The organism is Nannocystis pusilla (assembly GCF_020073745.1).
Lineage (GTDB): Bacteria > Myxococcota_A > Polyangia > Nannocystales > Nannocystaceae > Nannocystis > Nannocystis radixulma.
In genome coordinates, this window is sequence record NZ_JAIRAU010000027.1 from 277,317 (window position 1) to 299,653 (window position 22,337).

Annotated in this window: 18 protein-coding genes; 7 read left to right on the top strand and 11 right to left on the bottom strand. The window is 72.5% G+C overall.

Annotated features, from left to right (window positions below; translation table 11 throughout):
• Nucleotides 1–88: 88 nt before the first annotated feature.
• Complete coding sequence (locus K7C98_RS19990; RefSeq protein ID WP_224193291.1) at nucleotides 89–1,858, top strand: right-handed parallel beta-helix repeat-containing protein; 1,770 nt, start codon at nucleotides 89–91, stop codon at nucleotides 1,856–1,858.
• Nucleotides 1,859–1,959: 101 nt separating this feature from the next.
• Here the strand turns inward: K7C98_RS19990 and K7C98_RS19995 are convergent, their stop codons facing one another.
• Together K7C98_RS19995 and K7C98_RS20000 are read right to left on the bottom strand one after the other, a co-directional pair.
• Entirely contained in the window at nucleotides 1,960–4,710 is a 2,751-nt protein-coding gene (locus tag K7C98_RS19995; protein WP_224193292.1) for a serine/threonine-protein kinase, read from the bottom strand.
• Nucleotides 4,711–4,864: 154 nt separating this feature from the next.
• Nucleotides 4,865–5,431, bottom strand: a complete 567-nt coding sequence (locus K7C98_RS20000) for a hypothetical protein (RefSeq protein ID WP_224193293.1) — start codon at nucleotides 5,429–5,431, stop codon at nucleotides 4,865–4,867.
• A 445-nt stretch (nucleotides 5,432–5,876) separates the two neighbouring features.
• On the opposite strand from K7C98_RS20000, the gene guaD reads away from it, so the two are divergent.
• Complete coding sequence (gene guaD / locus K7C98_RS20005) at nucleotides 5,877–7,124, top strand: guanine deaminase (protein WP_224193294.1); 1,248 nt, start codon at nucleotides 5,877–5,879, stop codon at nucleotides 7,122–7,124.
• Between the two features lie 8 nt (nucleotides 7,125–7,132).
• On the top strand, nucleotides 7,133–8,554 hold the full coding sequence (locus K7C98_RS20010) for an aldehyde dehydrogenase family protein (RefSeq protein ID WP_224193295.1): 1,422 nt from the start codon (nucleotides 7,133–7,135) through the stop codon (nucleotides 8,552–8,554).
• 48 nt (nucleotides 8,555–8,602) lie between these two features.
• Here the strand turns inward: K7C98_RS20010 and K7C98_RS20015 are convergent, their stop codons facing one another.
• Entirely contained in the window at nucleotides 8,603–9,406 is an 804-nt protein-coding gene (locus K7C98_RS20015) for an SDR family oxidoreductase (protein WP_224193296.1), read from the bottom strand.
• A gap of 98 nt (nucleotides 9,407–9,504) precedes the next feature.
• Here K7C98_RS20015 and K7C98_RS20020 point away from each other — a divergent pair, with 98 nt between their 5' ends.
• Nucleotides 9,505–9,909, top strand: coding sequence for a winged helix-turn-helix transcriptional regulator (locus K7C98_RS20020; RefSeq protein ID WP_431312835.1), 405 nt, complete (start codon nucleotides 9,505–9,507; stop codon nucleotides 9,907–9,909).
• A 212-nt stretch (nucleotides 9,910–10,121) separates the two neighbouring features.
• Here K7C98_RS20020 and K7C98_RS20025 read toward each other — a convergent pair whose 3' ends face one another.
• The 3 genes from K7C98_RS20025 to K7C98_RS20035 all read right to left on the bottom strand — a co-directional run bounded on the left by K7C98_RS20025 (nucleotide 10,122) and on the right by K7C98_RS20035 (nucleotide 14,226).
• Nucleotides 10,122–10,490 (bottom strand): hypothetical protein, encoded by a 369-nt coding sequence (locus K7C98_RS20025; RefSeq protein ID WP_224193298.1) that lies wholly within the window; start codon nucleotides 10,488–10,490, stop codon nucleotides 10,122–10,124.
• Nucleotides 10,491–11,062: 572 nt separating this feature from the next.
• Nucleotides 11,063–12,445, bottom strand: coding sequence for a DUF1552 domain-containing protein (locus K7C98_RS20030; protein ID WP_224193299.1), 1,383 nt, complete (start codon nucleotides 12,443–12,445; stop codon nucleotides 11,063–11,065).
• Nucleotides 12,446–12,459: 14 nt separating this feature from the next.
• Nucleotides 12,460–14,226, bottom strand: coding sequence for a DUF1592 domain-containing protein (locus tag K7C98_RS20035; RefSeq protein WP_224193300.1), 1,767 nt, complete (start codon nucleotides 14,224–14,226; stop codon nucleotides 12,460–12,462).
• A gap of 169 nt (nucleotides 14,227–14,395) precedes the next feature.
• On the opposite strand from K7C98_RS20035, the gene K7C98_RS20040 reads away from it, so the two are divergent.
• Complete coding sequence (locus K7C98_RS20040) at nucleotides 14,396–14,932, top strand: 2'-5' RNA ligase family protein (protein ID WP_224193301.1); 537 nt, start codon at nucleotides 14,396–14,398, stop codon at nucleotides 14,930–14,932.
• A gap of 13 nt (nucleotides 14,933–14,945) precedes the next feature.
• On the opposite strand, the gene K7C98_RS20045 is transcribed toward K7C98_RS20040, so the two are convergent.
• Nucleotides 14,946–15,176 (bottom strand): hypothetical protein, encoded by a 231-nt coding sequence (locus tag K7C98_RS20045; RefSeq protein WP_224193302.1) that lies wholly within the window; start codon nucleotides 15,174–15,176, stop codon nucleotides 14,946–14,948.
• A gap of 47 nt (nucleotides 15,177–15,223) precedes the next feature.
• Between K7C98_RS20045 and K7C98_RS20050 the strand changes: the two genes are divergently transcribed.
• Nucleotides 15,224–15,526 (top strand): hypothetical protein, encoded by a 303-nt coding sequence (locus K7C98_RS20050; protein ID WP_224193303.1) that lies wholly within the window; start codon nucleotides 15,224–15,226, stop codon nucleotides 15,524–15,526.
• A 314-nt stretch (nucleotides 15,527–15,840) separates the two neighbouring features.
• On the opposite strand, the gene K7C98_RS20055 is transcribed toward K7C98_RS20050, so the two are convergent.
• Genes K7C98_RS20055 through K7C98_RS20070 form a run of 4 tightly spaced genes read right to left on the bottom strand, consistent with a single transcriptional unit; the run spans nucleotide 15,841 to nucleotide 19,798 of the window.
• On the bottom strand, nucleotides 15,841–17,415 hold the full coding sequence (locus tag K7C98_RS20055; RefSeq protein WP_224193304.1) for a hypothetical protein: 1,575 nt from the start codon (nucleotides 17,413–17,415) through the stop codon (nucleotides 15,841–15,843).
• 25 nt (nucleotides 17,416–17,440) lie between these two features.
• A complete protein-coding gene (locus K7C98_RS20060) occupies nucleotides 17,441–18,163 on the bottom strand; it encodes a hypothetical protein (protein ID WP_224193305.1) in 723 nt (240 codons plus the stop codon).
• Nucleotides 18,151–18,717, bottom strand: a complete 567-nt coding sequence (locus K7C98_RS20065; RefSeq protein ID WP_224193306.1) for an RNA polymerase sigma factor — start codon at nucleotides 18,715–18,717, stop codon at nucleotides 18,151–18,153. Before K7C98_RS20065 ends, K7C98_RS20060 begins: the two co-directional genes overlap by 13 nt.
• A gap of 13 nt (nucleotides 18,718–18,730) precedes the next feature.
• Nucleotides 18,731–19,798, bottom strand: a complete 1,068-nt coding sequence (locus K7C98_RS20070; protein ID WP_224193307.1) for a hypothetical protein — start codon at nucleotides 19,796–19,798, stop codon at nucleotides 18,731–18,733.
• 343 nt (nucleotides 19,799–20,141) lie between these two features.
• Between K7C98_RS20070 and K7C98_RS20075 the strand changes: the two genes are divergently transcribed.
• Nucleotides 20,142–22,277, top strand: a complete 2,136-nt coding sequence (locus K7C98_RS20075; protein WP_224193308.1) for a vWA domain-containing protein — start codon at nucleotides 20,142–20,144, stop codon at nucleotides 22,275–22,277.
• Nucleotides 22,278–22,337: the final 60 nt, after the last annotated feature.

Sequence of the window (22,337 nt, forward strand, 5' to 3'; positions counted from 1 at the left end):
GCGCCGTTCGTGCGCCTTGCGGGGCCGCGCACGCGCGTGGCATGCTCGGCCGATGCGTCCCCGCGCCGTCGCGTCCGCTGTCGCGCCCATGCGCCGGCTCGGCCTGCGCGGGCCGGCGCTCGCCTGGCTGGTCGCCGCGCTCGCTTGCGGGGCCGGCGAGGAGAAGCCGCAGAAGGCCGAGGCGAACCCGAACATGCCCGACCGGGTGCAGGCACCTGCGCCCGCGCCGCGCCGGCCCTCGGTCACGAGCTGTCCCGAAGCGCTGAACGAGCCGGAGCAGCTCGACCGCGTGATCGATTCGACGTGCAAGACGGTGACGGTGTACCCGGGCTACCGCATCGAGAACGGGACGCTGACGATCGAGGCCGGGGTCACGCTGCAATTCATGCCCGGCGCCGAGCTGGCGGTCGGGTTCGAGCGGGCGGCGCAATTGCTGGTGCGCGGCACGCCCGAGGCGCCGGTGCGCTTCACGGCCGCGGGCGAGCAGGCCAGGCCGGGGGCGTGGAAGGGGGTCGCGCTGTACGACCACGCCGACGGCTCGGAGATCCACGGGCTCGTGCTCGAGTTCGCGGGCACCGACCTGCGCGGGGCGATCTACGTCCAGGCCGAGGACGTGAAGATCGACAACTCGACGGTGCGCGACAGCCAGAACGTGGCGGTCCACGTGACGTCGAAGGGCCACCTCAGCAGCTTCAAAGGCAACCGGCTCGAGCGCGTCAGCTCGCCGGCGCTGCTGCTGCCGGCCCGCTCGGCCGGGTCGGTGGCGGCCGATAACACGTTCCCGCCCGACTCGGTGATCCACGTGCTCGGCGGCATGATCCGCGAGCGCGCGCGCTGGGACGTGCCGAAGGTGCCGTTCGTGATCGGGGGCGTGATCGAGATCGAGGGCGCCGACGACAAGCACGAGGCGCTGCTCGAGCTGGCCCCGGGGATGGTCCTGAAGTTCGACGACGACGCCTACTTCACGGTCGGCTACGACCACCCGGCGGCGCTCATCGCCGAGGCCGCGGGCGGGGAGCCGATCGTGCTCACGTCGGCGACGCGGCAGACGTCACACGCGTGGCGCGGGGTCAACCTCTACCGCTCGGCGACCGCGAGCTTCAGCAACGTGGTGTTCGAGTACGGCGGCCAGCGGTCGGACCGCGGGGTGCTGTACGCCAACAACGAGGCGCGGTTGACGGTCAAGGGCTGCACGTTCCGCGACAACAGCGGCGGGGTGACGCTGCAGGGCGCGAACGTGCGGCTCGGCGAGCTGCGCGGCAACACGTTCGAGCGCTCGCACCCGGCGTTCGACGTGAGCCCGCAGCTGTACGGGATGATCGCGGCCGACAACAAGCTCGACGCCGCGACGACGGTGCAGATCGAGGGCGGGGAGATCGGCAAGGACGCGGTCTGGCACGACTTCGGGGTGCCGATCGAGCTCAAGCGGCCGATCTCGGTCGACGGCGAGGCGACCCTGACGATCCGCCCCGGCGCGAAGATCCGCGTGCACGACGGCTTCGCCCTCGGCGTCGGCGAATTCGACGGCGGGACGCTGCGCATCGAGGGCACGGCCGAACAGCCGGTCGAGATCTTCGGGCTCGCCGACCGCCGCGGCACGTGGGACGCGATCCGCCTGTACGAGAAGGCCCGCGGCAACCTGATCGAGCACGCGACGCTGCGCAACGCCGGCGGCGAGGGGGCCATCAACGTCGCCATGGGCGTCGACGCGATCGTCCGCGACGTGTCGTGCGTGCGCTGCTTCAGCCCGACGCTGACGTGGGCCTGCGGGGCGCGCGTGACCGCCGAGCGGGTCAAGGCCGGCGCCGAGACGCCCGCGGCCACGCTGCCGCCGTTCGGCTGCGACCCGGCCGGGTGAGCGGCGGCGCCGCCGCGCTCGCGGTCACGGGACATGTTCGATGAGATAGGTGATCGAGGGCATGCCCTCCAGGACATGCTGGAGAGGGCATGTCCTCGAGGTCATGGCCTGGAGGGCAGCTTCGGGCGGGCCGGGCCGCGGGCCAGCAGGCGCTCGCTGGCGGCCAGTTGGCGGGCGAAGCTGGCGCCGGCGTCGCGGTAGAAGTTGATGGCGGCGGTGAGGTGCGGGCGGGCGGCGGCGACGGCCGGCGGCGAGGCGGAGAGCATGGCCTCGGCGAGGGTCCGGTGGGCGCGGGCGAGGCGCGGGGCCCAGTGCGGGTCGTCGGCGGCGAGCGCGGTGAGCTCGGCGACGGCGGCGCTCAGGGCGGAGCGGGCCTCGACGGGTCGGCCGCGCGCGAGCAAGTTCTGGCCGAGGACGAGCCGCAACTCGGCGATCTCCTCGTTCGACCAGGTGGCGTCGGGCATGCGCAGGAGCGTGGCCTGCAGGTGGTCGACGGCGCTGTTGTCGTTCGCGGGGCCGGCGAGGCCGCGGTAACCGGCCAGCAAGGTGGCCTCGGGGCCGAACAGGCGCGCGCCCGACATCTCGGACAGCTCGGCGGCGGCGCGGAAGACCGAGGCGGCGTCGTCGTCGTCGCCGATCTCGGTGGCGGCGCGGCCGAGGTGGAACAGGCAGCGGGTGCGACGCACGAGGTCGTCGGGCAAGAACCGCTCGAGCGCGACGCAGCCGGTCTGGAGGATCGACCACGCCTCGCCCGGCTCGGCCAGCTGCGCGGCGGTGATCCGCGCCTCGATCGTGGCCGGGTGGACGACGCCGAGCTCGGCGTCGAAGATCTCGAGCGCGCGCGCCAGCAGGTCGTCGCGCGCGGACCCGGGCTCGGTGACCGAGGCGAGGTTGAGGAGGGTGTAGCCGATGTCACGATGGCCGGTCGCCAGCGCGGCCTGGCGCACGCCGAGCGCCTCGGTGAAGTAGCGGCGCGCCTCGGTCGGGTTGCGCTGGGCGAGGTGGGCGACGCCGAGGTTGTGCAGCACGAGGCCTCGCAGGGCCTCGGGGGCGGCGCCGCGGGCGGCGAGGGCGAGCGCGAGGGGCTCGTCGGCGAGCGCGCGACCGACCAACTCGGGCCGGCGGCTGACGGCGACGAGGCGCAAGGCCACGGCCTCGGCCGCGATCGCGTCGCCGCGCGACTCGAGGCCGGTGCGCATGGCCCGGGTGAGCCACTCGATCTCCTGACCTGTCTCTTCGGACGTGTTGAGCGAGAGCCGCCCGCGCAGCAACGCGCTCTCGGCGCGCAGCGGGGCGTAGCCGAGCTGCTCGGCGGCGGTCTCGACGTCGCCGGCCTCGTCGACGGCGTCGTGGATCCGGCCGAGCTTGGCCAGGGCCTCGGCCCGGGCCATGTGATTGCGCAGGTCGGCGACGCGCTCGCCGAGCTCGGCGTCGTCGGGCCCCGGCGGCTCGGCCTTGAGGAAGGCGAGGTCGTGGCAGGCGGAGGGCGGCACGAGGTCGCTGGCGGCGCCGAGAGCCCGCGGCGCCATGTCCATGTCGGCGATCGAGAGCGCCTTGACGGTCTCGTCGAGGGCGGCGCGGCGGCGGTCGAGGCAGCGGCGCTGGCGATCGATCACCGACTCGGTGTAGCGGCCCTGGTGCTCGGCGAGGCAGGTGTCGCGGTGGTTCTCGGTCCACGCGGCGGCGAAGCGGTCGAGCTTGTCGGCGACCTTCGGCCACAGCACGGCGGCGTAGTTGGGGGCCGCGTCGCGCAGGGCGGTGGCGACCGCGTTGCGCTGGGCGGGGCCCCACACGCGCTGGATCTGGGCGTCGGAGTCGGTGCACGGGCTCTCGGCCGCGGCCTCGGGCACGACGGCGAGGCCGGCCGCTCCGGCGGTGACGGCGAGCGCGAGGCCGGCGCCGACGAACCGCCAGGCCCGCCCGCGCGCCGGCGCGAGCGCGCCGAGCAGCGCCTCCATCGAGGGGTAGCGCTCGCGCGGCTCGGTCTTGAGGCCGCGCATGATCGCGGCGACGAGCCAGGCGGGCACGCCATGGTTGCGCGGCGGCGGTCGCAGCTCGCCGTTGGTGATCGCGTGCGAGAGCGCGAGGATGTCGTTGCCGGCGAACGGCGGCAGGCCGAACAGCGCCTCGTAGAGGGCGACGCAGAAGCTGAACTGATCGGAGGCCGGCTCGGCCGGGCCGCCGCGCCAGCGCTCGGGCGCGAGGTAGGCCGGCGTGCCGAGGATGTCGTCCTCCTCGTCGGCGCTGACGCGGATCCGCATGCTCTGGCTCGCGCCGGAGGACAGCTCGAGCAGGCTGCGATCGGGGGTGGCGCGCACGAGGCCGAAGTCGAGGACGCAGGCGCGGCCGGTGGCGTCGATCATGAGGTTGCCGGGCTTGAAGTCGCGGTGCAGCAGGCCGACGTCGTGGGCGGCCGCGAGGCCGCGCGCGGCCTGGGTGAATACGTCGTGGATCTCGCGCCAGGTCCGCGGCCCGGCGGCGAGCCATGCCGGCAGCGCGGCGCCCCGGATCAGCTCCATGGCGACGTAGACCTGACCCTTGACGACGCCGGCCTCGAGCACGGTGATGACATTCGGATGGGTCACACCCGCCATCGCCTGGGCCTCGCGCAGCAGCCGGATCTGGCCCTTCGACCCGGTGTCGGGCAGGACCTTGATCGCGACCTTGCGATCGAGGAGCTCGTCGTAGGCGGCGTAGACCACGGCCGTTCCGCCGCCGAGGCGCTCGAGGATGGTGAACCGACCGAGCCGCGGGGGCAGGGTCGCAGGGACCGTGATCGTGACACCAGGCAGCGACTGCGAGATGTCCACCGAGATCCCCGACGCGTCCGTATCGGGAATGATGACGCTCATGGGACCCGTCCAGTCTTGCACCGCCGCCCACCCGCGCAGAGCCGTGAGGCTCGCGACGGCGATGAAGCGCGGTCAAGCGGCGCCGCCGGCCGATCGCGCGTGTCCGCCCGACGCTGACGCGCAGCGAGCGCTAATCATCGGCTGTCCCAAAGTTCTAAAGGCGATATCCCAGGTGTAACAGCAGCAGAGGCGAGCGCAGCGCGGTCGTGGCGGCGTCCTCGGCGATGTCGCCGAGCGCGTCGTTTGTGCGCGGGATCAACTCGGGGTCGTCGCTCGAGATGTCCGAGATCCACATCCGCGCGGCCAGACTGTGGACATAGCCGATCGCGGCGTGCACGAGGAAGTGCTCGCGGATCACCCAGCGCCAGCCGACGTCGACGTGCACGCCGTACAGCGCGCCACGTACCGGCACGCGCCCCTCGGCGCCGAGCTCGGCGTCGATGCCGTCGAGGCCGACGAGGCTCTGGCCGTGAGTCACGACGGTGTAGCCGCCGCGCAGCTCGAGGCCGCGTCGCCGCAGCGGGCGCACGCCGACCGCGGCGCGCACGACGAGGGCGTTGCGACCGACGTCACGCATGAGGCCGGCGGCCGGCGGATCGCGCGGCGGGGCTGTGGCGTCGAGCACGTCGACGTAGCGACCGAGCAGGCCGCCGATCTCGAGCTGAGCCAGCAGCCGCGGCGGCGCCTCGACCTGGAAGGCGGCGCCGAGAGCGAGCGGCACGGCTGTCCCTCCGGTCAGGTCGAAGGCCCAGCCGCGAGGGAGACGCGGGCCCTGCTCGACGCGGGTCCGCGCGGGCGGTGGGGCGACGATCACGGTGCGCGCGGGCGCAGGCGCGGGCCGGGCCGGCGCGAGGCTCGTGGGCGTGAACTGGAGGGTCGTCGGCGCGGGGATCGAGGGGCCCGGCGGGGCGACGAATTCGCGGGCGACCCGGGCTCGGCTGCGGGCTCGACGAAGAGGCGCGAGAGGCCGACCGCGAGCACGAACACGAGGGCCACCTGAGCAAAATAGACAAATCTCGTGCGCGCCGGGGAGCGATCGTGCGGGCACTTTGGCGCCGCGATGGATTGCGCCCGGCGGCCGCAACGGGCACCTTCGGGGCCGGATGTCGACCACCACGGACGCTCCCGTCGCGAGCGGGGGCCACAGAACAACGTCACGCGCCCGCGTGTTGCGCGGGCGCCTGCTGTGCCCCGATCCGGCGCGGCCGAAGATCGAGCGGATCGCCGACGGGCTGCTGACGATCGGCGACGACGGCCGGATCACGGCGGTCGGGCCCGCGCCGGACGATTGCGCGCTGCCGGAGTCCTACCCGGGCGCGGTGATCCTGCCTGGCTTCGTCGACGCGCACGTGCACTTTCCGCAGACGCGGGTGATCGGCAGCGCCAGCGGGCCGCTGCTGCGCTGGCTCGAGCGCTCGGTGTTCCCCGAGGAGCTGCGCTTCCAGAGCGTGCGCTACGCGGCCGTGGTGGCGTGGGAGTTCTGCGAGGCGCTCGTCCGCCACGGGACCACGTGCGCGGCGATCTACGGCTCGAGCCACGAGGCGGCCACCGACGTGCTGTTCCAGGAGCTGGACCGCCGCGGGCTGCGGGCGCTGGTCGGCATGACGCTGATGGACCGCGGGGCGCCGCCGGGGCTGCTGGTCGGCGCCGACGAGGCGATCGCGGCGTGCGAGCGCCTGGTCGACCGCTGGCACGGGCACGACGGCCGGCTCGGGTTCTGCGTCACGCCGCGGTTCGCCCTCAGCTGCACGCCGGAGCTGCTGCGCCGGGCGGGTCGGCTGGCCGACGCGCGCGGGCTGTATGTCCAGACGCACCTGTCCGAAAATACAGATGAGTTGCGGCACACGGCGGCGGCGTTCCCCGCGGCCCGCGATTACCTCGAGGTGTACGAGTCGCACGGCCTGGCGGGGCCGCGCTCGTTGTTCGCGCACTGCATCCATTTGTCGGACGGCGAATGGGACCGAGTGGCGGCCGCCGGCAGCGCGGTGGCACATTGCCCCGACAGCAACTTCTTCCTCGGCAGCGGCTGCATGCGCCTGCGCTCGGCGAGCGAGCGGTGCGTCCGCGTCGGGCTCGGGACCGACGTCGGCGCCGGGCGCAGCTTCTCGCTGCGCCAGGTGATCGCCAGCGCGTACGACGCGAGCCTCATCGCCGGCGCGCCGACGACGGCCGAGGAACTGCTGTGGCTGGCGACGCGGGGCGGAGCTTGCGCGCTGGGGATGACGGCCGGGCTCGGTTGCCTGCGCCCGGGCTTCGAGGCCGATCTGGCGGTGATCGACGCGCCGGAGATCGCGGGCGCCGAGGGCCTGTTCGACGCGCTGGCGTTCCGGCGCGACGCGGCGCCCGCCCGCGCGGTGTTCGTGCGCGGGGCGCTGCTGCGGGGAGCGGTCGCTGCGGGTCCCGAGGTGGTGTAAACCGGAGCATGCTCCGCGAGACGTACCCCCTGTTCCTCGGCGGCCGGGCGGTGCAGGCGAACTTCGACCTGCCCGTGTACGACAAGTTCTCCGGCGAGGAGGCGGCTCGCGTGGCCCAGGCCGACGTGGGCACGCTCGACGCGGCGATCGCCGCCGCCGCCGGGACGACGCGGGCGATGGCGGCGCTGCCGATCTACGCCCGCCAGGCGGCGCTCGAGCACTGCGCGCGGCGGTTCGAGGAGCGCGCGGCCGAGCTGGCGATGGTGCTGTGCGTCGAGGCCGGCAAGCCGCTCCGCGACGCGCGCGGCGAGGTGGGTCGTCTCATCGAGACGTTCAAGGCGGCGGCGGCCGAGGTGACGCGCCCGATCGGCGAGGTGCTGCCGATGGGCACCAGCCCGCGCCTGCAAGGCTACCGCGGGCAGTGGAAGCGGGTGCCGATCGGGGCGTGCTCGCTGATCTCGCCGTTCAACTTCCCGCTCAACCTGGCGGCCCACAAGATCGCGCCGGCGATCGCGGCCGGCTGCCCGTTCGTGCTCAAGCCGGCCAGCGCGACCCCGATCTCGGCGCTGCTGATCGGCGAGGTGCTGGCGGAGACGAACCTGCCCGAAGGGTCATGGTCGATCGTGCCGTGCCCGCGCAGCGGGGCCGACGCGCTGGCCAGCGACGAGCGCCTCAAGCTGCTCAGCTTCACCGGCTCGCCGGCGGTCGGCTGGGCGCTCAAGGCCCGGGCCGGCAAGAAGCGAGTGGTGCTCGAGCTCGGCGGCAACGCGGCCTGCGTGGTCGACGAGACGGCCGACCTCGAGAAGGTGGTGCCGCGGCTCGTCACCGGGGCGTTCTATCAGTCGGGGCAGAGCTGCATCAGCGTGCAGCGGATCTTCGCCCACACGTCGATCTACCCGCGCCTGCGCGAGGCGCTGGTCGCCGCGACGGCGAAGCTGCGCGCGGGCGACCCGCGCAACGAGGAGACGTTCATCGGGCCCATCATCTCGGAGAAAGAGGCGCGCCGGATCTCCGAGTGGATCGAGGCCGCCGTCAACGCCGGCGGGCGCCTGCTGTGCGGGGGCCAGCGCGACGGGGTGATGGTCGAGCCGACGCTGCTCGAGAACGTGCCCCGCGAGCAGCCGATCGTCGCCGAGGAGGCGTTCGGGCCGGTGGCGGTGCTGCAGGAGTTCGCGAGCTTCGAGGAGGCGCTGTGGCAGGTGAACGACAGCAAGTTCGGCCTGCAGGCCGGCGTGTTCACCCGCGACATCGACCGCATGCACCAGGCCTGGGACACGCTCGAGGTCGGCGGCGTGATCATCGGCGACGTGCCCTCGTTCCGCGCCGACCCGATGCCGTACGGCGGGGTCAAGGAGTCGGGGCTGGGGCGCGAGGGGATCCGCTTCGCCATGGAGGACATGTCGGAGATCCGGATGCTCGTGGTGCGCTGAGCGGGTCGTTCTCGTCTGTCCGATCGGTCATGTGCGACGAATGGCGGCTCACGCCACCGGGATGGTGCCGCCGTCGATGGTGACCTCGGTGCCGTGGATCGAGGCGGCGCGGGCGGACACGAGGAACGCGACGAGCTCGGCGACCTCCTCGGGGTGGCCGGGGCGGCCGATGGGGATCCCGCCGAGCGAGGTCATGAGGCCGTTGCGGGCGGTGGCCTCGTCGGTGCCGGCCTCGGCGGCGAGGCGCACGACGAGGGCGTGGGCGGCGGCGGTCTCGATGTAGCCGGGGGCGATGCTGAGGACGCGGACGCCGCGGGGGCCGACCTCCTTGGCGAGGCCCTTGCTGTACGTGCTGAGGGCGGCCTTGGCCGCGGCGTAGGCGAGGGTGGCCTCGTACAGCGGCAGGCGCCGCTGGATCGAGGAGACGTGGAGGATGACGCCGGAGCGCTGCGCGAGCATGCCGGGCAGGAAGGCGCGGTCGAGGCGGACGGCCGCGAGCAGGTTGAGGTCGAGGTCGTGGTGCCACTGGTCGTCGTCGAGGGCGAGGACGCCGCCGCCCGGCGCGGACGAGCCGCCGGCGTTGTCGACGAGGATGTCGAGGCCGCCGAAGTCGTCGATGACGGCCCGCACGACCCGATCGACGCCGGCGCGGGTGGCGATGTCGGCCTGGACGAACAGCGCGGGTGTCTGTCCTTCGGGCAAGGTGGAGCGCGCGGTGGTGGCGACCGTGGCGCCGCCGGCGACGAGCCGCTGCACGATGGCGGCGCCCATGCCCTGGGTGCCGCCGGTGACGAGGACGCGCTTGCCGACGAACTCGCGGGGGTCATAGAAGGCGGGGGTCGTGGTGGTCATGGATCGATCTCCGGGCGAGCGAACGCGTGACCGCGGCGCAACAGGCGTCGCGGCGGCTCGCATTGCCCGGGCTCGAAAGATGGGACTAGTCTGAGTGGGTGACAAGTACGCACGAAAAAGTGAGTCACTCACCCGCGCGGAAGTCCGTGCCCGACACGCCCGAGGCGGCCGCCGAGGCGGTCGGTGAGGCGCTGGCGATCCTCGAGGGCCGGTGGAAGCTGCGGATCTTGTTCCACCTGTTCGGCGGCAAGGTGCTGCGCTACTCGGAGCTCGAGCGCGCGATCCCGGAGGTGTCGCAGAAGATGCTGGCGCAGCAGCTGCGGCGCATGGAGAGCGACGGCATCGTGCAGCGCGTGGTCCACGGGCAGGTGCCGCCGAAGGTCGAGTACCGCCTGACCGAGTGGGGCCAGGCGCTGTGCCCGACGCTCGACTCGCTGCTGCGCTGGGCGGCCGGGCGCGAGGCGGTCGCGGTCGCGACGGGCGAGGCGTCGCTCGAGCCGTGAGGCCGCGGCCTCGCGGTTCGAGCGAGGGTGTCCTTCAGGACAGGTCAGTCTGTCCTCGGGGACAGGGTCGGCGGCGCACGGGAGAGATGGCCTTCAGGACAGGTGGAGAACGTCCGCGGGGACGGCTGTCCTGGGGACACGTGGAGATCCGGTCGCGACAAACCCGCCCGGAGCCGCGGAGGACCGCCGGGCGGGCGCAGAGCCGGCGCCGCTCAACGCAGCGAGTTGCGCAGGCGCGGGATGGAGTCCGGGAGGACGACGCTGACGAGGATGCCGAGCGGCGCCTTGACGCAGTCGACCGCCATGCCGAGGCGGTACTTCTCGGTCAGGTCGACGACGACGATCATGACGTTACCCTCGTCGCCGAGGCGGAGGAGCGTCTGATAGACGAAGTCGGGGACCGGGAGCTGGGACTTCTTGAGCGCCTCGGTGATCCGCTCGCACAGGATGTTGAAGAGGGCGCACGCCTTGGGCGAGCTGCGAATACCGGCGACCGACATCCCGGAGGTCTTGCTGAAGACGTCGATGGTGGCGAGGCCGCCCATCAGGCCGTCTTCGATCTCGGTGAGGGTCGTGTTCACGTCTTTCAGGTTCATCTCGGTGTGCCTCGGGCCGCGATCAGCGAGCGTGGCGACCACACTACATGGAGCCGGAGCCGTTGCCCCATCGATCGCGCGGGCGCCGACGAAAAACCGGGGCCGGCCGTCCGCGGGCGCGAGTGCGTCGCGGCCTGCGCACCTGAGCGCGAAGCGGGCGGGAAAGCCCCGGCGAACCGGTTTGGCGCATGGCGGGCATCGCGCGCGGCGCGCGAATGCGGCAGAAATCCCGTTCGGTCTGGGGGCATCGACCGGACAGGCGACCTGGGCGCCGTAGATCACCCCCGGTCGCGTCCAGACAGCCGCGCCGCGAGGGGGTCCGGATAGACAGGACGGCGGGGCGGGGACGGGCGGTCGGGGGGGCGTGGCCGACAGGTCGTCCGCTGCGAACTCGCGGCGCGCGACGGCCGGTGCGGCTGTCCTTCGGGTCAGGAGGCCGTCCTTCGGGTCGGGGCGGGAGGACGAGTGAGATGTCCTCAGGGACATGTTCTACGGACCCAACGAACAGCGCGGCCGGCGAGGACGCTGGCCGCGCGGTCGGGAGAGCCGGCTGTCCTTCAGGCCAGGAGGGCGGCGCACGGGGTGTTCGAGTAGCCGTCGCCGTCGGCGTTGGTCGCGCCGACCTCGGTGGCCTCGGGCACGACCGACTGCAGGCAGGCGAGCAGGATGTCGGAGGTGTTCTCGCCCGACGGGGAGTGGTAGTGCTCGGCGGGGTAGCGGAGGGCGCCGCCGCCGCGGCCGGCGACGATGCACGGCTGGTCGAAGACGCTGTGGGTGTAGCCCGAGGCGGCGTCGCTGCCGAGGATCACGCACGAGTTGTCGAGCAGGTTGCCGTCGCCCTCGACCGTCTCCTTGAGGCGGTTGAGCAGGACGGCGAAGCACTCGACGGTCTTGATGGTGGTCTGGTCGACGAGCTCGTTGTCGGCGGTGTCGTGGGTCATGTCGTGGTGACCCTTGGTGTGGCCGAGGCTGCCGAAGATGTGGTAGCCGACCGAGCCCGAGAACTGGATGCTGACGATCCGGGTGAGGTCGCAGCGGAACGCCTCGATGATGATCTCGACCATGGCGGCGTTGACGAGCTCGATCGGCTCGACGCCGTCGATGTCCATGTTGGTCTCGACCGGCATGCCCGGGAGGGTGCAGGCCGGCGGCAGCGTCTCGATCTGCTTCTTGATCTGCTCGACGCTGGCGAGGTGGGCGTCGAGGCGCAGCTTGTCGGCGCTGCCGACCCGCAGCTTCAGAGCCTTCACGTCCTCGCGCACGGCGTCGAGGATGTCGACGCGCGGGCCCTTCGACGGGTCGTCGGGCGGGACGAAGCTGTCGAACAGGGCGGCGAATGCCTCCTGCGGGTTGAAGAACGGCGGCAGCGGCTGGTCCGGGCCCTTGTGCGACAGGTACTGCAGCGTCGGCCCCTCGCCGCCGATGACGCGCTTCGAGATCGCGAGCTGCAGCGAGGGCATGAAGGTCTGGGCGCCGACGGCGGCGGCGGCGACCTGGTCGATCGAGGGGCCGCCGAACTTCGAGGAGTAGCTGTTCTCGGCGTGCGGCAGCTCGATGAACGGGTAGCCGGAGAAGAACCCGGCGCAGCCGTCGTGGTGGCCGCGGCGGTGCTTCGACGAGGCCTTGATGTCGAAGCCGGTCAGCAGGTTGCAGTACTCGCGGACGTTCTCCAGCGCGGCCAGCTGCGGGGTCAGCGGGTAGCTGGGGCCGGTCTCGGCGGGAGCCCAGCGGTTGCCCTTGCCGACGTCGGCGGGGTCGACGAGGGCGACGCCGTTGCCGAAGTGCCAGGTGATCATGCGCCTCGGCAGGGCGGTGCCGTCGGCCAGGGCGGTGCCGTTCGAGTTGAGCATGGCCTCGAGCAGCGGGAGCGCGAGCGCGACGGTGCTGCCGCCGGCGACGCCGCGGAGCAGGGTGCGACGGCTGAGATGATGGCGCTTCATGACTCGTGCTCCTTTCACTCGGGGGTACCCACGCGCAGGAAGGCGGGGCTGGCGACGAGCTCGGCGAGGAGCTCCTTCATGCGGTATTCGTTGTCCTCGAAGCTCGCGTCGAGGTCTTCGAGCGCGCCGAGCTCGCCCGGCAGCTCGAGGTGGCCGGTGGCGTGGCGGAACAGGTTGCGCACGAGGCAGCGGGTGACCGCGGGGCTCTGGCGCAGCAAGCTGCCGAGCTCGCGGGCGCCGTCGAACTCGCCGAGGCTGTCGAGGTTGCTCTTGGTGTCGAGGTCGACGCCGTTCTCGACCAGGCGGAACACGCCGATGCCGTCGAAGTTCTCGAGGCCGAAGCCGATCGGGTCCATCAGCTCGTGGCACGGCTTGCACGACGGGTTGGTCATGTGCTCGGCCAGGCGATCGCGCATGGTCGGGTAGTCCTCGCCGACCGGGAGCTCGGTGACGACGTCGGGCGGCGGCGCCGGGATGCCCTGGCACATCATCACCTCGCGCACGAACTTGCCGCGCAGGGTCGGCGAGGTGCTGCTGATGTGCGCGTAGGCGGCGAGGAAGCCGCCCATGCCGAACAGACCGCCGCGCTTGCCCTCGGCCGGGAGGTCGAACTTCTGCCACACGTCGCCGAGGACGCCGGCGTCGGGGATGAGGCCGTAGAGCGCGGCGAGCGGGCCGTTGGCGTAGGTGTACGGGGCGTCGAGGTATTCGCGGAAGTCGGCCTCGCGGGTGAAGGCGATGTCGTCGATGAGGCGCAGCACCTCGTCGCGCATGCTGGCCCCGAGCGCGGGGGTCCAGGCCGGGTAGGTGCCGGGATCCTTCGGCAGGGTCTCGAGCGTGCGCAGGCGCAGGACCTCGGCGAAGAACCCGCCGAGAGCGGCCCGCGCGGCCGGCGTCTCGAGCATGGTCCAGGCGACAGCCCGCACGTCGTCGGAGGTGACGAGGCCGTCGCCCTCGCCGAGGTCGATGAGCTCGCGCGTCGGGGTGGTGTCGAGCAAGAAGAAGCTCATGCGCGTGGCGAGCTCGACGCCGGTGAGCACGCGCTGGCCGGGCTGGTCCGGATCGGGCTCGCCGACCTCGACCTGGTAGAGGAAGTAGGGCGACTGCAGCAGGCCGGCGACGGCGTACTCGCGGCCGAGCTCCCAGCTGCCGAAGGCGAGCGCGGCGTCGCGGGCGACGGCGCCGTAGCGATCGATCTCGGCCTGCGTCAGGCTGCGGCGCCAGGCGACCCGGCCGAAGTTGGCGACGAACTCCTTGTGACAGGCCTCGTCGTCGCTGCCGGTCGGCGCGCAGGTGTGGTAGCCGGCGAGGGTGGCGGCGTCGGCGGCGGCAGCGACGGCGCGGGCCGACTTCTCGTAGGTGTCGATGGCCTGATCGTTGAGCGCGAGCTGGGCGGCGCCGATCGACTCGAAGCCGTTGATGGCGCTGTCCGGCGGGGTCTGGACCTTGGCGGCCGCGGCTTCGCCGAGCAGGTAGGCGACCGAGCTCCTGTACTGGCGCGCGAGCAGCAGGCGCAGGCGAGCAGGCGCCGGGGCGAACTCGGCTTCGCCGCCCTCGGTCGGGTCGGTGCCGTCGGTCGGATCGCCGCCGTCGGTGGGATCGACGCCGGTGTCCGTGACGTCGCCGCTGGACGGGGCGGTGGGCGGACCGGCGGTCTGATCCTGGCCGATGCCTTGATAACAACCGCCGGCGAGGCTCGCCGAGAGGGTGAGGAGGGCCGCGATCCCGCCGGGGCCGAGTGGCCGGGACGGGGCGCGGGCGAAACGACGCTGCCTGGGCATGGGCGGCTCCTTGCTGAGGAGCCACCATATAAAAAGGTCGAGATCTGCGTCCACGGCGCGCGTCGTGAGGGGGACTGTCTGCTGAGTTTCCCTGTCCGCCGAAGACCCCACACCTCGCGGTCGGGCAGTGACGCGCTTGCGAAAGCGTTGTATTACCGATCTTGGAGCGATGAACCTCGTCCCGCCGACGTACATCTGCCTCGATCTGCCCGAGCCGCAGGCGTCGGAGGTGATGGCGCTGCGCCGCCGCTACTGTCAGCGGCTCAAGGACTTCCCGCCGGAGATCACGATCACGGGATCGAGCGGGGTCGGAGCGATGCTGCCGCAGCTGCACTGGGACCGCGTCGAGCCCAGGCTCGAGGCGCTCGCGCAGGAGTGGGCGCCGATCCGCGCGAGCCTCGGCGGGATGGTCCGCTTCCCAGACACGGACATCTTCTGCCTGAGCATGTCGGACCCGATGCCGTTCATGGCCCTCCACGAGGCCCTGAAGCACTCCGGGATCGCGTTCGAGGAGAGCCAGTTCCCGTTCTTCCCCCACTGCACGATCCGCATGGCCGGGCCGCTCTCCGACGCGGACATCAGCGCGCTGTTCTCGCTGACGGTCCCGGGCGAGTTCACGATCGCCGAGCTCGCGCTGTACCAGCGGACACCCGACGACCGCATCGTGCGCGTGTGGTCGCGACCGCTCGCCGGCGCGTCGACCTGAGCGCCTCGCGAAGTCAGTTGCCGGCCAGGTCCCGGCCCGGTCGCGTGCCGCGATCCGGCCGCGGCAGCGCCAGCGACGACGCCTCGACCTCCAAGGCGACGATAAAGATGTCCCCGACAACAGGTTCCATGGAACATGTCCCCACGACCTCATCGGGGCCGTCCGGATCCACAGCCGCGCCCGCGGCGTGCGACGGCTGCGCGGCCGACGAGGCGTGCGGACATCGAGGCTGACCGAAGAACACGCGAGAGACGGAGTTCCCGGCCCACGACCTGCTCGACGGTTCGCCCGGTGCACGCCCAACGCCACGGCGACGCCGAACGGCGGGCCGTCGCTGCCGCCGAGCAACGACATCGGGCGCTGGCCGAGGAGGCGCCGATCGTGCTGCTCGCGCTCGACTCGGGGGAACGCTGGCCGTACTTCGCGGATGTCGATACGACCGGCGTGGCAGGTGAACCCCAGACGATCTTCATTCGACCGATGCGTCGCCTGCGAACAGGCACGCGCGACGTGGTCGCCGTTCGTGGGCTGCGCGATAAAAACGGCGAGGAGATCCCGGCGTCGCCGCTGTTCCGCGCGCTGCGCGATGAGTGACGACGGACGTTACGCAGCTCGAGGCCGAGCGGGGCTCGCCGAGGCAGAGGTCGGACTTCACGACGAACACCCGCCGCACTGTCTGGGCTTCGACAGGAGATGTGCTGAGGAGCCGGTCACGAGCGGCAGTTCGACGGCCAGGGCCGGCCGCCGGGCTCGCGCCACCTCGCGTCATTCACGACGTGGCATCTGCCGCGGCGCGTCCGGGACGCGCAGGGGGTGACGAGCACGGGGTGTCGCTGATCGCTATGGACATGCCCCCGATAGCATGTCGTCAGGGACAGGTGATCGAGGGCATGCCCTTCGAGACATGCTCAGGGCGAGGCCTGCAGGGCGGGCTGCAGCATGCCGGCGAGGCAGTCGAGGGCGGGGGTGTAGTCGGCGTCGCAGACCGACTCGATGCAGCAGCGCACGGCGCGTTCGTCGACGGGGGTCTGGGGGTCGTCGGCGATGTCGAGGGCCTGGCAGACCTCCTGGATCCGCCCGGGCGGGACGGCCTGGCCGGCCGGGCCGACGCAGCCGGGGCCGACGCCGAACTCGAACTGCTTCTGCGCCGGCGAGTCGGTGTCGCCGGGGAGGATGTCGCCGGGCTGCCAGTCGCGGTAGACGAGGCCGGCGACGCCGCCCTCGAGCGGCTCGAACGGCGGGTCGCTGTTGTGGACGGTGACCTGCGGGACGCCGCCGAGGACGAGCATGACGACGTCCTTGTCGTGCACCTGCTTGAGGCCGGCGAGGAACTTGTGGTAGCGCTCGACCGGGTAGAGGACCTCCTTGTCCTCCGACATGCACCACTCGTAAACGCCGTCGTCGTCGTCGTCGGCGCAGGTCATGCCGGCGTTCCAGCAGGTGGCGCTGGTCGGCTCGGTCTTGTGGCCGTTGCTGGGGTCGGTCGGCCAGTACTTGTTGAACTCGGGGTCGTCGACCATCTTGGGGTCGAAGTAGGAGAAGTTGAGGGTCGAGCAGTCGGTCTCGTCGGTGACGAGGACGATCGCCAGCGGCGCGCCGGGGCGCAGGAACGGGCGCTCGCCGCGGTTCCACCGGGCGTCGCGGTCGAGCGCGCGCAACATGGCCTCGAGCGGCGCCTCCATGCCGCAACCGTCGATGCCCTGCGGGCCGATGCACGCCAGCGCGTCGGCGGCCGGGTCACCCTCGCCGTCAGGGTCGATGACGTTGTGGGCGGTGGGGCTGAAGTGGATGAACGGGTCGGTCGGGAACGCCGGGGCGGCCGAAGAGCAGCGCGAGGTGCAGATCTCCGGCATCACCGGCGGGTCGGCGCCGAGGCCGGTGAACCGCTCGAGCCGCTCGGTGCACGGGGTGTCGATCGGCTCGCCGTCGGCGGCGTCGTAGTCGGGCTTCTCGAACGGGGTGCACAGGGGATGCGGCACGTCGGTGGTGGTGACCATGACGTGGACGTCGACGCCGACCAGCTTGCCGTTGGCGTCGGTGAGGTTGCGCAGCCGCGAGACGAAGGCCGGGAAGCTGTCGGCGAGCTGGCTCTGCTCCTCGCCCATGGTGCCCGAGTTGTCGATGACGAACAGGACGTCGAGCTGATCGCAGGCGCCGCCGTCGGTGCAGCCGGGCACCGGCGGGAGGTCCATGGTGGTGGTGCCGGGCCCGCCGGTGGTGGTGTCGGGCTCGCCGGTGGTGGTGGTCGCGTCGGCGGTGGTGGTCGGGAGCGGGTCGAGGGTGGTGTCGTCGACGTGCTGCGAGGTGAAGACGAGGGTGTCGGCGCCGCCGCTGTCCTGGGTGTCGCTGTCTTCGGGGAACTCGCCGAGCGGGCTCGGATCGAGCCAGCAACCGACATGAACCAAAGAACAGGCTAGCGCCACGGCGAGGCACACGCGCGCCGTGGTCGCGGAGGAGGTGCGAGGGGTGGATAAGTTAAGCACGGGTGGTCTCACCCGCCGGGGCGGGTCACGGCTGCGTGGCCGGTGCGGTACAGAGCGCCGCCGCGCGCTCGACCAGTGGCGAGCCCGGGAAGCGCTTGGGATAGGTGGCGGCCAGCTGGCGCGCGGCGTCGCGTTGGCCCATCGCACAGCGGGCCTCGATCTCCAGCAGGCCGCGCTCGGCGGCGAGGATGCCGGTGGGGAACCGCCGCGCGTGCTCCTCGAGCAGCTGTAGCCGCTCGTCCGGCTCGGCCAGCTTGGCCCGCCGCAACAGGTCGACCTCGGCGGCGACGCTGTCCTCGCGCGCCGGCTTGCGCGACTTGGAGGTGTCCGAAGAGACAGGTTTGTCCGCGGGCGCCTCGACGGCGGTGGTGTCGAGCGGGGCCTCGACGACCTCGGGCGGCGGCGCCGGCCGGCCGGGGGCGCGCCCGGGCTCCGCGGTGCGCGGGACGGCGCCGCCCTGGGCCTGGTACGGGGCGGCGACGTGGGTGGTCGGCGACTCGCCGCCGCCGCCGTGCATGACGGCCCAGGTGAGCGCCAGCAAGACCCCCGCGGCCAGGGCGAAGCCGGCGAGCACGCGCGGGGCGAGCCGCGGACGACTCGGGGCCTCGTCGTCGAGGTCGTCGCTGCCGACCTCGTCGAAGCGCTGCTCGAGCGCCGCGAGGCAGCGGTCGGCGATCACGCGGCTCGGCGACTCGGCGCTGCGAAATGCGGCCAGACGCGCCCGCGCCTCCGAACTCAGCGGTTCCATGCTGCTTGCCTCCCATCCGCCTTCTCGGTCTCGGCGATCGCCCGCTCGAACTCGGCGCGGGCGGCTCGTAGACGCGAATACACGGTGTTCAACTTGACATCGAGGGCCTGGGAGATCTCCGGCGCCGTGAAGCCCTCGAGGTCGGCGAGGATGAAGACCATGCGCTTGTCCTGGTCGAGGCTGTCGAGGAAGCGCTGCACGAAGTCGGCGGCCTCCGCTCGCTCGGCCACGCGCTCGCGCGGCTGGTGGTTGTGGACGACGGCGAACGCCTGGATCCGGCGCTCGTGACGCCGCAGGCCGCGGCGGAAATCGCTGGCCACTCGCCGCGCGGTGCCGAACAGCCAGCTCCGCAGCGAGATCTGCGGGTCGAGCCCGGGCAGGCGGCGGTGGAGCACGAGGAACACGTCCTGGGCGGCGTCCTCCAGTTGGTCGTAGGGCACCCCGAGGCGGCGGAGGATCCGCCAGACGAGGTCGAAGTAGGCGTAGTACACGGTGACGAACCCGCGCTGCGCGTGCTCTTCGGGGCCAGAGGTGGGCGGCTGAACCTTCAGCACGGCAGTTACTTACTCATCGTGGCCGGGCCGGAGTGGATCCGTCACGCCGGGCCCCGGGGCCGAAGCGAATCTCGAGGCCGCCGCCGACGCGGACCCCGACGGGCTGGGTGATGTGGACGAGTTGGTCGCTGACGGTGAAGGGGGCGCGCAGGGGGGCGACCACGAACTCGGAGCGCAGGCCGAGGCCGACCCGCGGGTGCGGCGACCAGACGAGACCCAGGCCGAGGAGGATGGCGAACCACGGCGGGCGGGCGCTCCGGGGATCGACGGTGATGCCGTCGCCGACGGCGAGGAACTGTCCGCCCTCGAGCCCGAGGCACAGCGGGATCTCGAGGACGCTGCGGACGAAGCGGACGCAGCCGCGTACGCCGAGGGCCCAGCGAGCGACCACGCCGACGCGATCGCCCCGGAAGGTGAGCGGCCGCGGGGGCATGTAGAGGCCGACGGCCTCGATCCGCAGGCGGCGGTGGAGGACGCCGAGAGCTCCGCCGACGTCGCCGGCGACGGTCTGGGTGGCGCCGGCGTCGATGCCTCCGTCGACGCGCACGAACACGCTGGTGTGGCGCGGGCGGGCGACGGGCGCCGGCGTAGGCGGCCAGGGCCGGTCGGGGTCGGCCTTCGCGGGCTCGTCGGGCGCGGGCCCGGGGACGGGCTCGGGTTCGACGAGCTCGGGCGGCGGGCCGGGGACGTCGACCGGCGGTGCGGGGACGGGCGGAGCGGGCTCGGACTCGGGCTCGGGTGCGGGTGGCGCCGGCGCGAGCGAGCCGGCGAACTCGAGCGGGTCGATGGCGATGGCGATGATCAGCGCGGCGGCGCCGTCGAGCGAGTCGCAGGCGTCGGCGCGCTCGACCCGGCGCTGGGTGAGTCGGCGCGTGTGGATGTCGAGCCGCAGCTCGTAGCGGCCTCCGACCCGCCGGACGACGCCACGCACGCGCACGCCCTCGAGGTCGGGCGGCCGCGTCAAGGCGGCGAGGGCGTCGAGGACGTCGGCGCGGGTCGGACAACCCTCGGGCGCGCGCCACTCGATCGCGGGGGGACCGGCGACCGCCAGCAGGAGCAGCGCAGAGGTCGGGCCGAGCATGATCGCAGCAGCCTCGGATGATAGGCGCGGCCCCGGCCGGGACGCCAGGGGCTCGCAGCGAGAGCGGCGGTGAGTTGTCCGCGCGCGCGCGTGGCTGTCTCTTGGGACATGTGATTCGCCGGCGTCGGGCGGATCCGCCCACCCGCTCGCACCCGTGACCTCGGCAATTCGCGTCGCGAGCCGCGCGAAACATGCCGGCCGCGGCCTCGCTCGCGCCCGCGCGCAGGGGGCCGTGCGTGGCGTGTCCGCCGGGTGTCAGGACCAGCCCCGCGGAGGCGTTGAGGGCTGCACGCCGAGGCACGAGGCTGTCACAGTGGCCGGTGCCCGGTTGAAGGAGACGCGCATGAACCCGTGGATGAAGTGGATCCTCCTGGCGACCCCGCTCGCGCTGACGCAGTGCCGCTCGAGCTCGGTGGCCCCCATCGGCACCGTGACCCCCGACGGCAACGACAACGGGAACCTGGCCCATGGGCAAGGGAACGTGGCCTACGAGGCGCCGCCGCACACGTTCTCGCCGCGTCCGCACCCGCCGCGGAGCCGCGGCGACGCGCCGCCGCCGAACCTGGCGGCGCTGCCGAAGATGGTGCAGCGCATGGACCAGTGCTACGGAGGCAGCGGCGGGGCGGTGGCCACGGGCGGGTCGCCGATCGCCAAGGCGCCGAGCAAGCCGGCGCCGCCGAAGCCGGCGTACAAGCAGGTGAAGTACAACCAGGGGACGTCGACGTCGCCGTCGTCGCCGTCGCCGGTGCAGACGAAGGGCGGCGGCGGGATCGCTGCGGGGCGCGGCAGCAGCAGCGGATACGACGGGGACGCGACGGCCCGGCCGTCGCCGCCGGCTCCGCCGGCGACGCAGACCAAAGTCGCGAGCGCCGAGCGGGCCGAGGCGCCCGGTGACGCGAGGATGTCCCGGACCGAGAAGAAGAAGAAGGACCGGGGGCGCGACAGGGCGCCCGAGGAGGCCCCGGCCGCGGCCGCGCCGAGTATGGCCGAGGGGCAGGTGGCCTACGGCGGGGCGGAGGACGAGAGCTCCGTGGCGTACGAGCCGATGCCGCAGCCCGACGCCGAGCAGTACAGCGACTGGGGACAGGCGACGTACCTGTCGAACGACGACACGATGAGCCTGTCGTCGGCGCAGCGGGTGATCTTCGCCATCGACAAGTTCTTGCCGGTGCCGCTCGAGCACATCCGTCCGCACGAGCTCCTGAACTACTTCTCGTTCGAGACGGCCGAGGTGGCGGCGACCGACGACTTCTCGGTGCTGCCGGAGATCGCCAAGGATCCGAAGCAGGAGGGCATCTACAACCTGGCGCTGGCGATCCGCGGGCGCCCGGTCGACAAGCAGGCGCGGCGCAACGGCAACCTGACGTTCGTGGTCGACCGCTCGGGCTCGATGAGCGACGAGGGCCGCATGGACTACCTCAAGCGCGGCATGCGGCGGATGATCGGCGAGCTCAAGACCGGCGACCTCGTCAACGTGGTGCTGTTCGACCACGAGGTGTGCGTCCCGCTCGAGAACTTCGTGGTCGGCCGCGACAAGCCGGAGACGCTCGAGCGGGCGATCGACAAGATGAGGCCGCGCGGGTCGACGGACGTGCACGCCGGGCTGACCCGCGGCTACGAGCTGGCCGACCGCGGCTACCAGCCGACCTACAACAACCGGGTGGTGCTGGTCACCGACGCGCTGGCCAACACCGGCAACACCGACCCGCGGACGATGGCGATGGTCGCCAGGTACTACGACGAGCGCAAGATCAGGCTGTCGGGCGTGGGCGTGGGCACGGAGTTCAACGACGCGCTGCTCGACAAGCTGACCGAGCGCGGCAAGGGAGCGTACGTGTTCCTCGGCTCGGAGGCGGAGGTCGACGCGGTGTTCGGGCCGCGCTTCATCTCGCTGCTCGAGACGACGGCGATGGACGTGCACTTCCAGCTGCACCTGCCGCCGTCGCTGCGCATGAACGTGTTCTACGGCGAGGAGAGCTCGGCGGTGAAGGAGGACGTGCAGGCGATCCACTACTTCGCCAACACCTCGCAGCTGTTCCTGTCGGACGTGATGGCCCGCGGCGGCAGGCTGCGCCCGCAGGACCAGATCATGCTGACCATCGAGTACGAGGACCCGGAGTCGGGGCAGAAGATGCTCGAGGAGCGGGCGTTCTCGCTGGCGGAGATCGAGCGCGAGGCCTACAACATCCGCAAGGGCCGGCTGCTGATCGCGTGGGCCGACCGGCTGGCGCTGATGGCCTCGCGGCCGCAGCCGATCGGCACCCGGCCGGTCGCCGGGGCCTGGATCGACGCCGACGGCTGGCAGCAGTGCGAGCAGGGCAAGGCTGACCTCCGGGACATGTCCCAGGGGATGAACGACCCCGAGGTCACGCGCGTGGTCTCGCTGTGGGACAAGTTCTGCGCCCGCTACGAGCAGCCGCGCAACCCGGTCCGCCGCACGCCGGCGGCCCAGCCTGACGGCTGGCCCTCGGCCCGCTGAGGACGGACGGGGCCGCGGCGGCGCCCGGGCGCCGGGCCGCGGCCCTGGTCTTTGAGTCAT

Coding starts and splice junctions, on each gene's coding strand:
- K7C98_RS19990 (WP_224193291.1), top strand. CDS start 89: ATGCGCCGGCTCGGCCTGCGCGGGCCGGCGCTCGCCTGGCTGGTCGCC.
- K7C98_RS19995 (WP_224193292.1), bottom strand. CDS start 4,710: ATGAGCGTCATCATTCCCGATACGGACGCGTCGGGGATCTCGGTGGAC.
- K7C98_RS20010 (WP_224193295.1), top strand. CDS start 7,133: ATGCTCCGCGAGACGTACCCCCTGTTCCTCGGCGGCCGGGCGGTGCAG.
- K7C98_RS20015 (WP_224193296.1), bottom strand. CDS start 9,406: ATGACCACCACGACCCCCGCCTTCTATGACCCCCGCGAGTTCGTCGGC.
- K7C98_RS20030 (WP_224193299.1), bottom strand. CDS start 12,445: ATGAAGCGCCATCATCTCAGCCGTCGCACCCTGCTCCGCGGCGTCGCC.
- K7C98_RS20035 (WP_224193300.1), bottom strand. CDS start 14,226: ATGCCCAGGCAGCGTCGTTTCGCCCGCGCCCCGTCCCGGCCACTCGGC.
- K7C98_RS20040 (WP_224193301.1), top strand. CDS start 14,396: ATGAACCTCGTCCCGCCGACGTACATCTGCCTCGATCTGCCCGAGCCG.
- K7C98_RS20060 (WP_224193305.1), bottom strand. CDS start 18,163: ATGGAACCGCTGAGTTCGGAGGCGCGGGCGCGTCTGGCCGCATTTCGC.
- K7C98_RS20070 (WP_224193307.1), bottom strand. CDS start 19,798: ATGCTCGGCCCGACCTCTGCGCTGCTCCTGCTGGCGGTCGCCGGTCCC.
- K7C98_RS20075 (WP_224193308.1), top strand. CDS start 20,142: ATGAACCCGTGGATGAAGTGGATCCTCCTGGCGACCCCGCTCGCGCTG.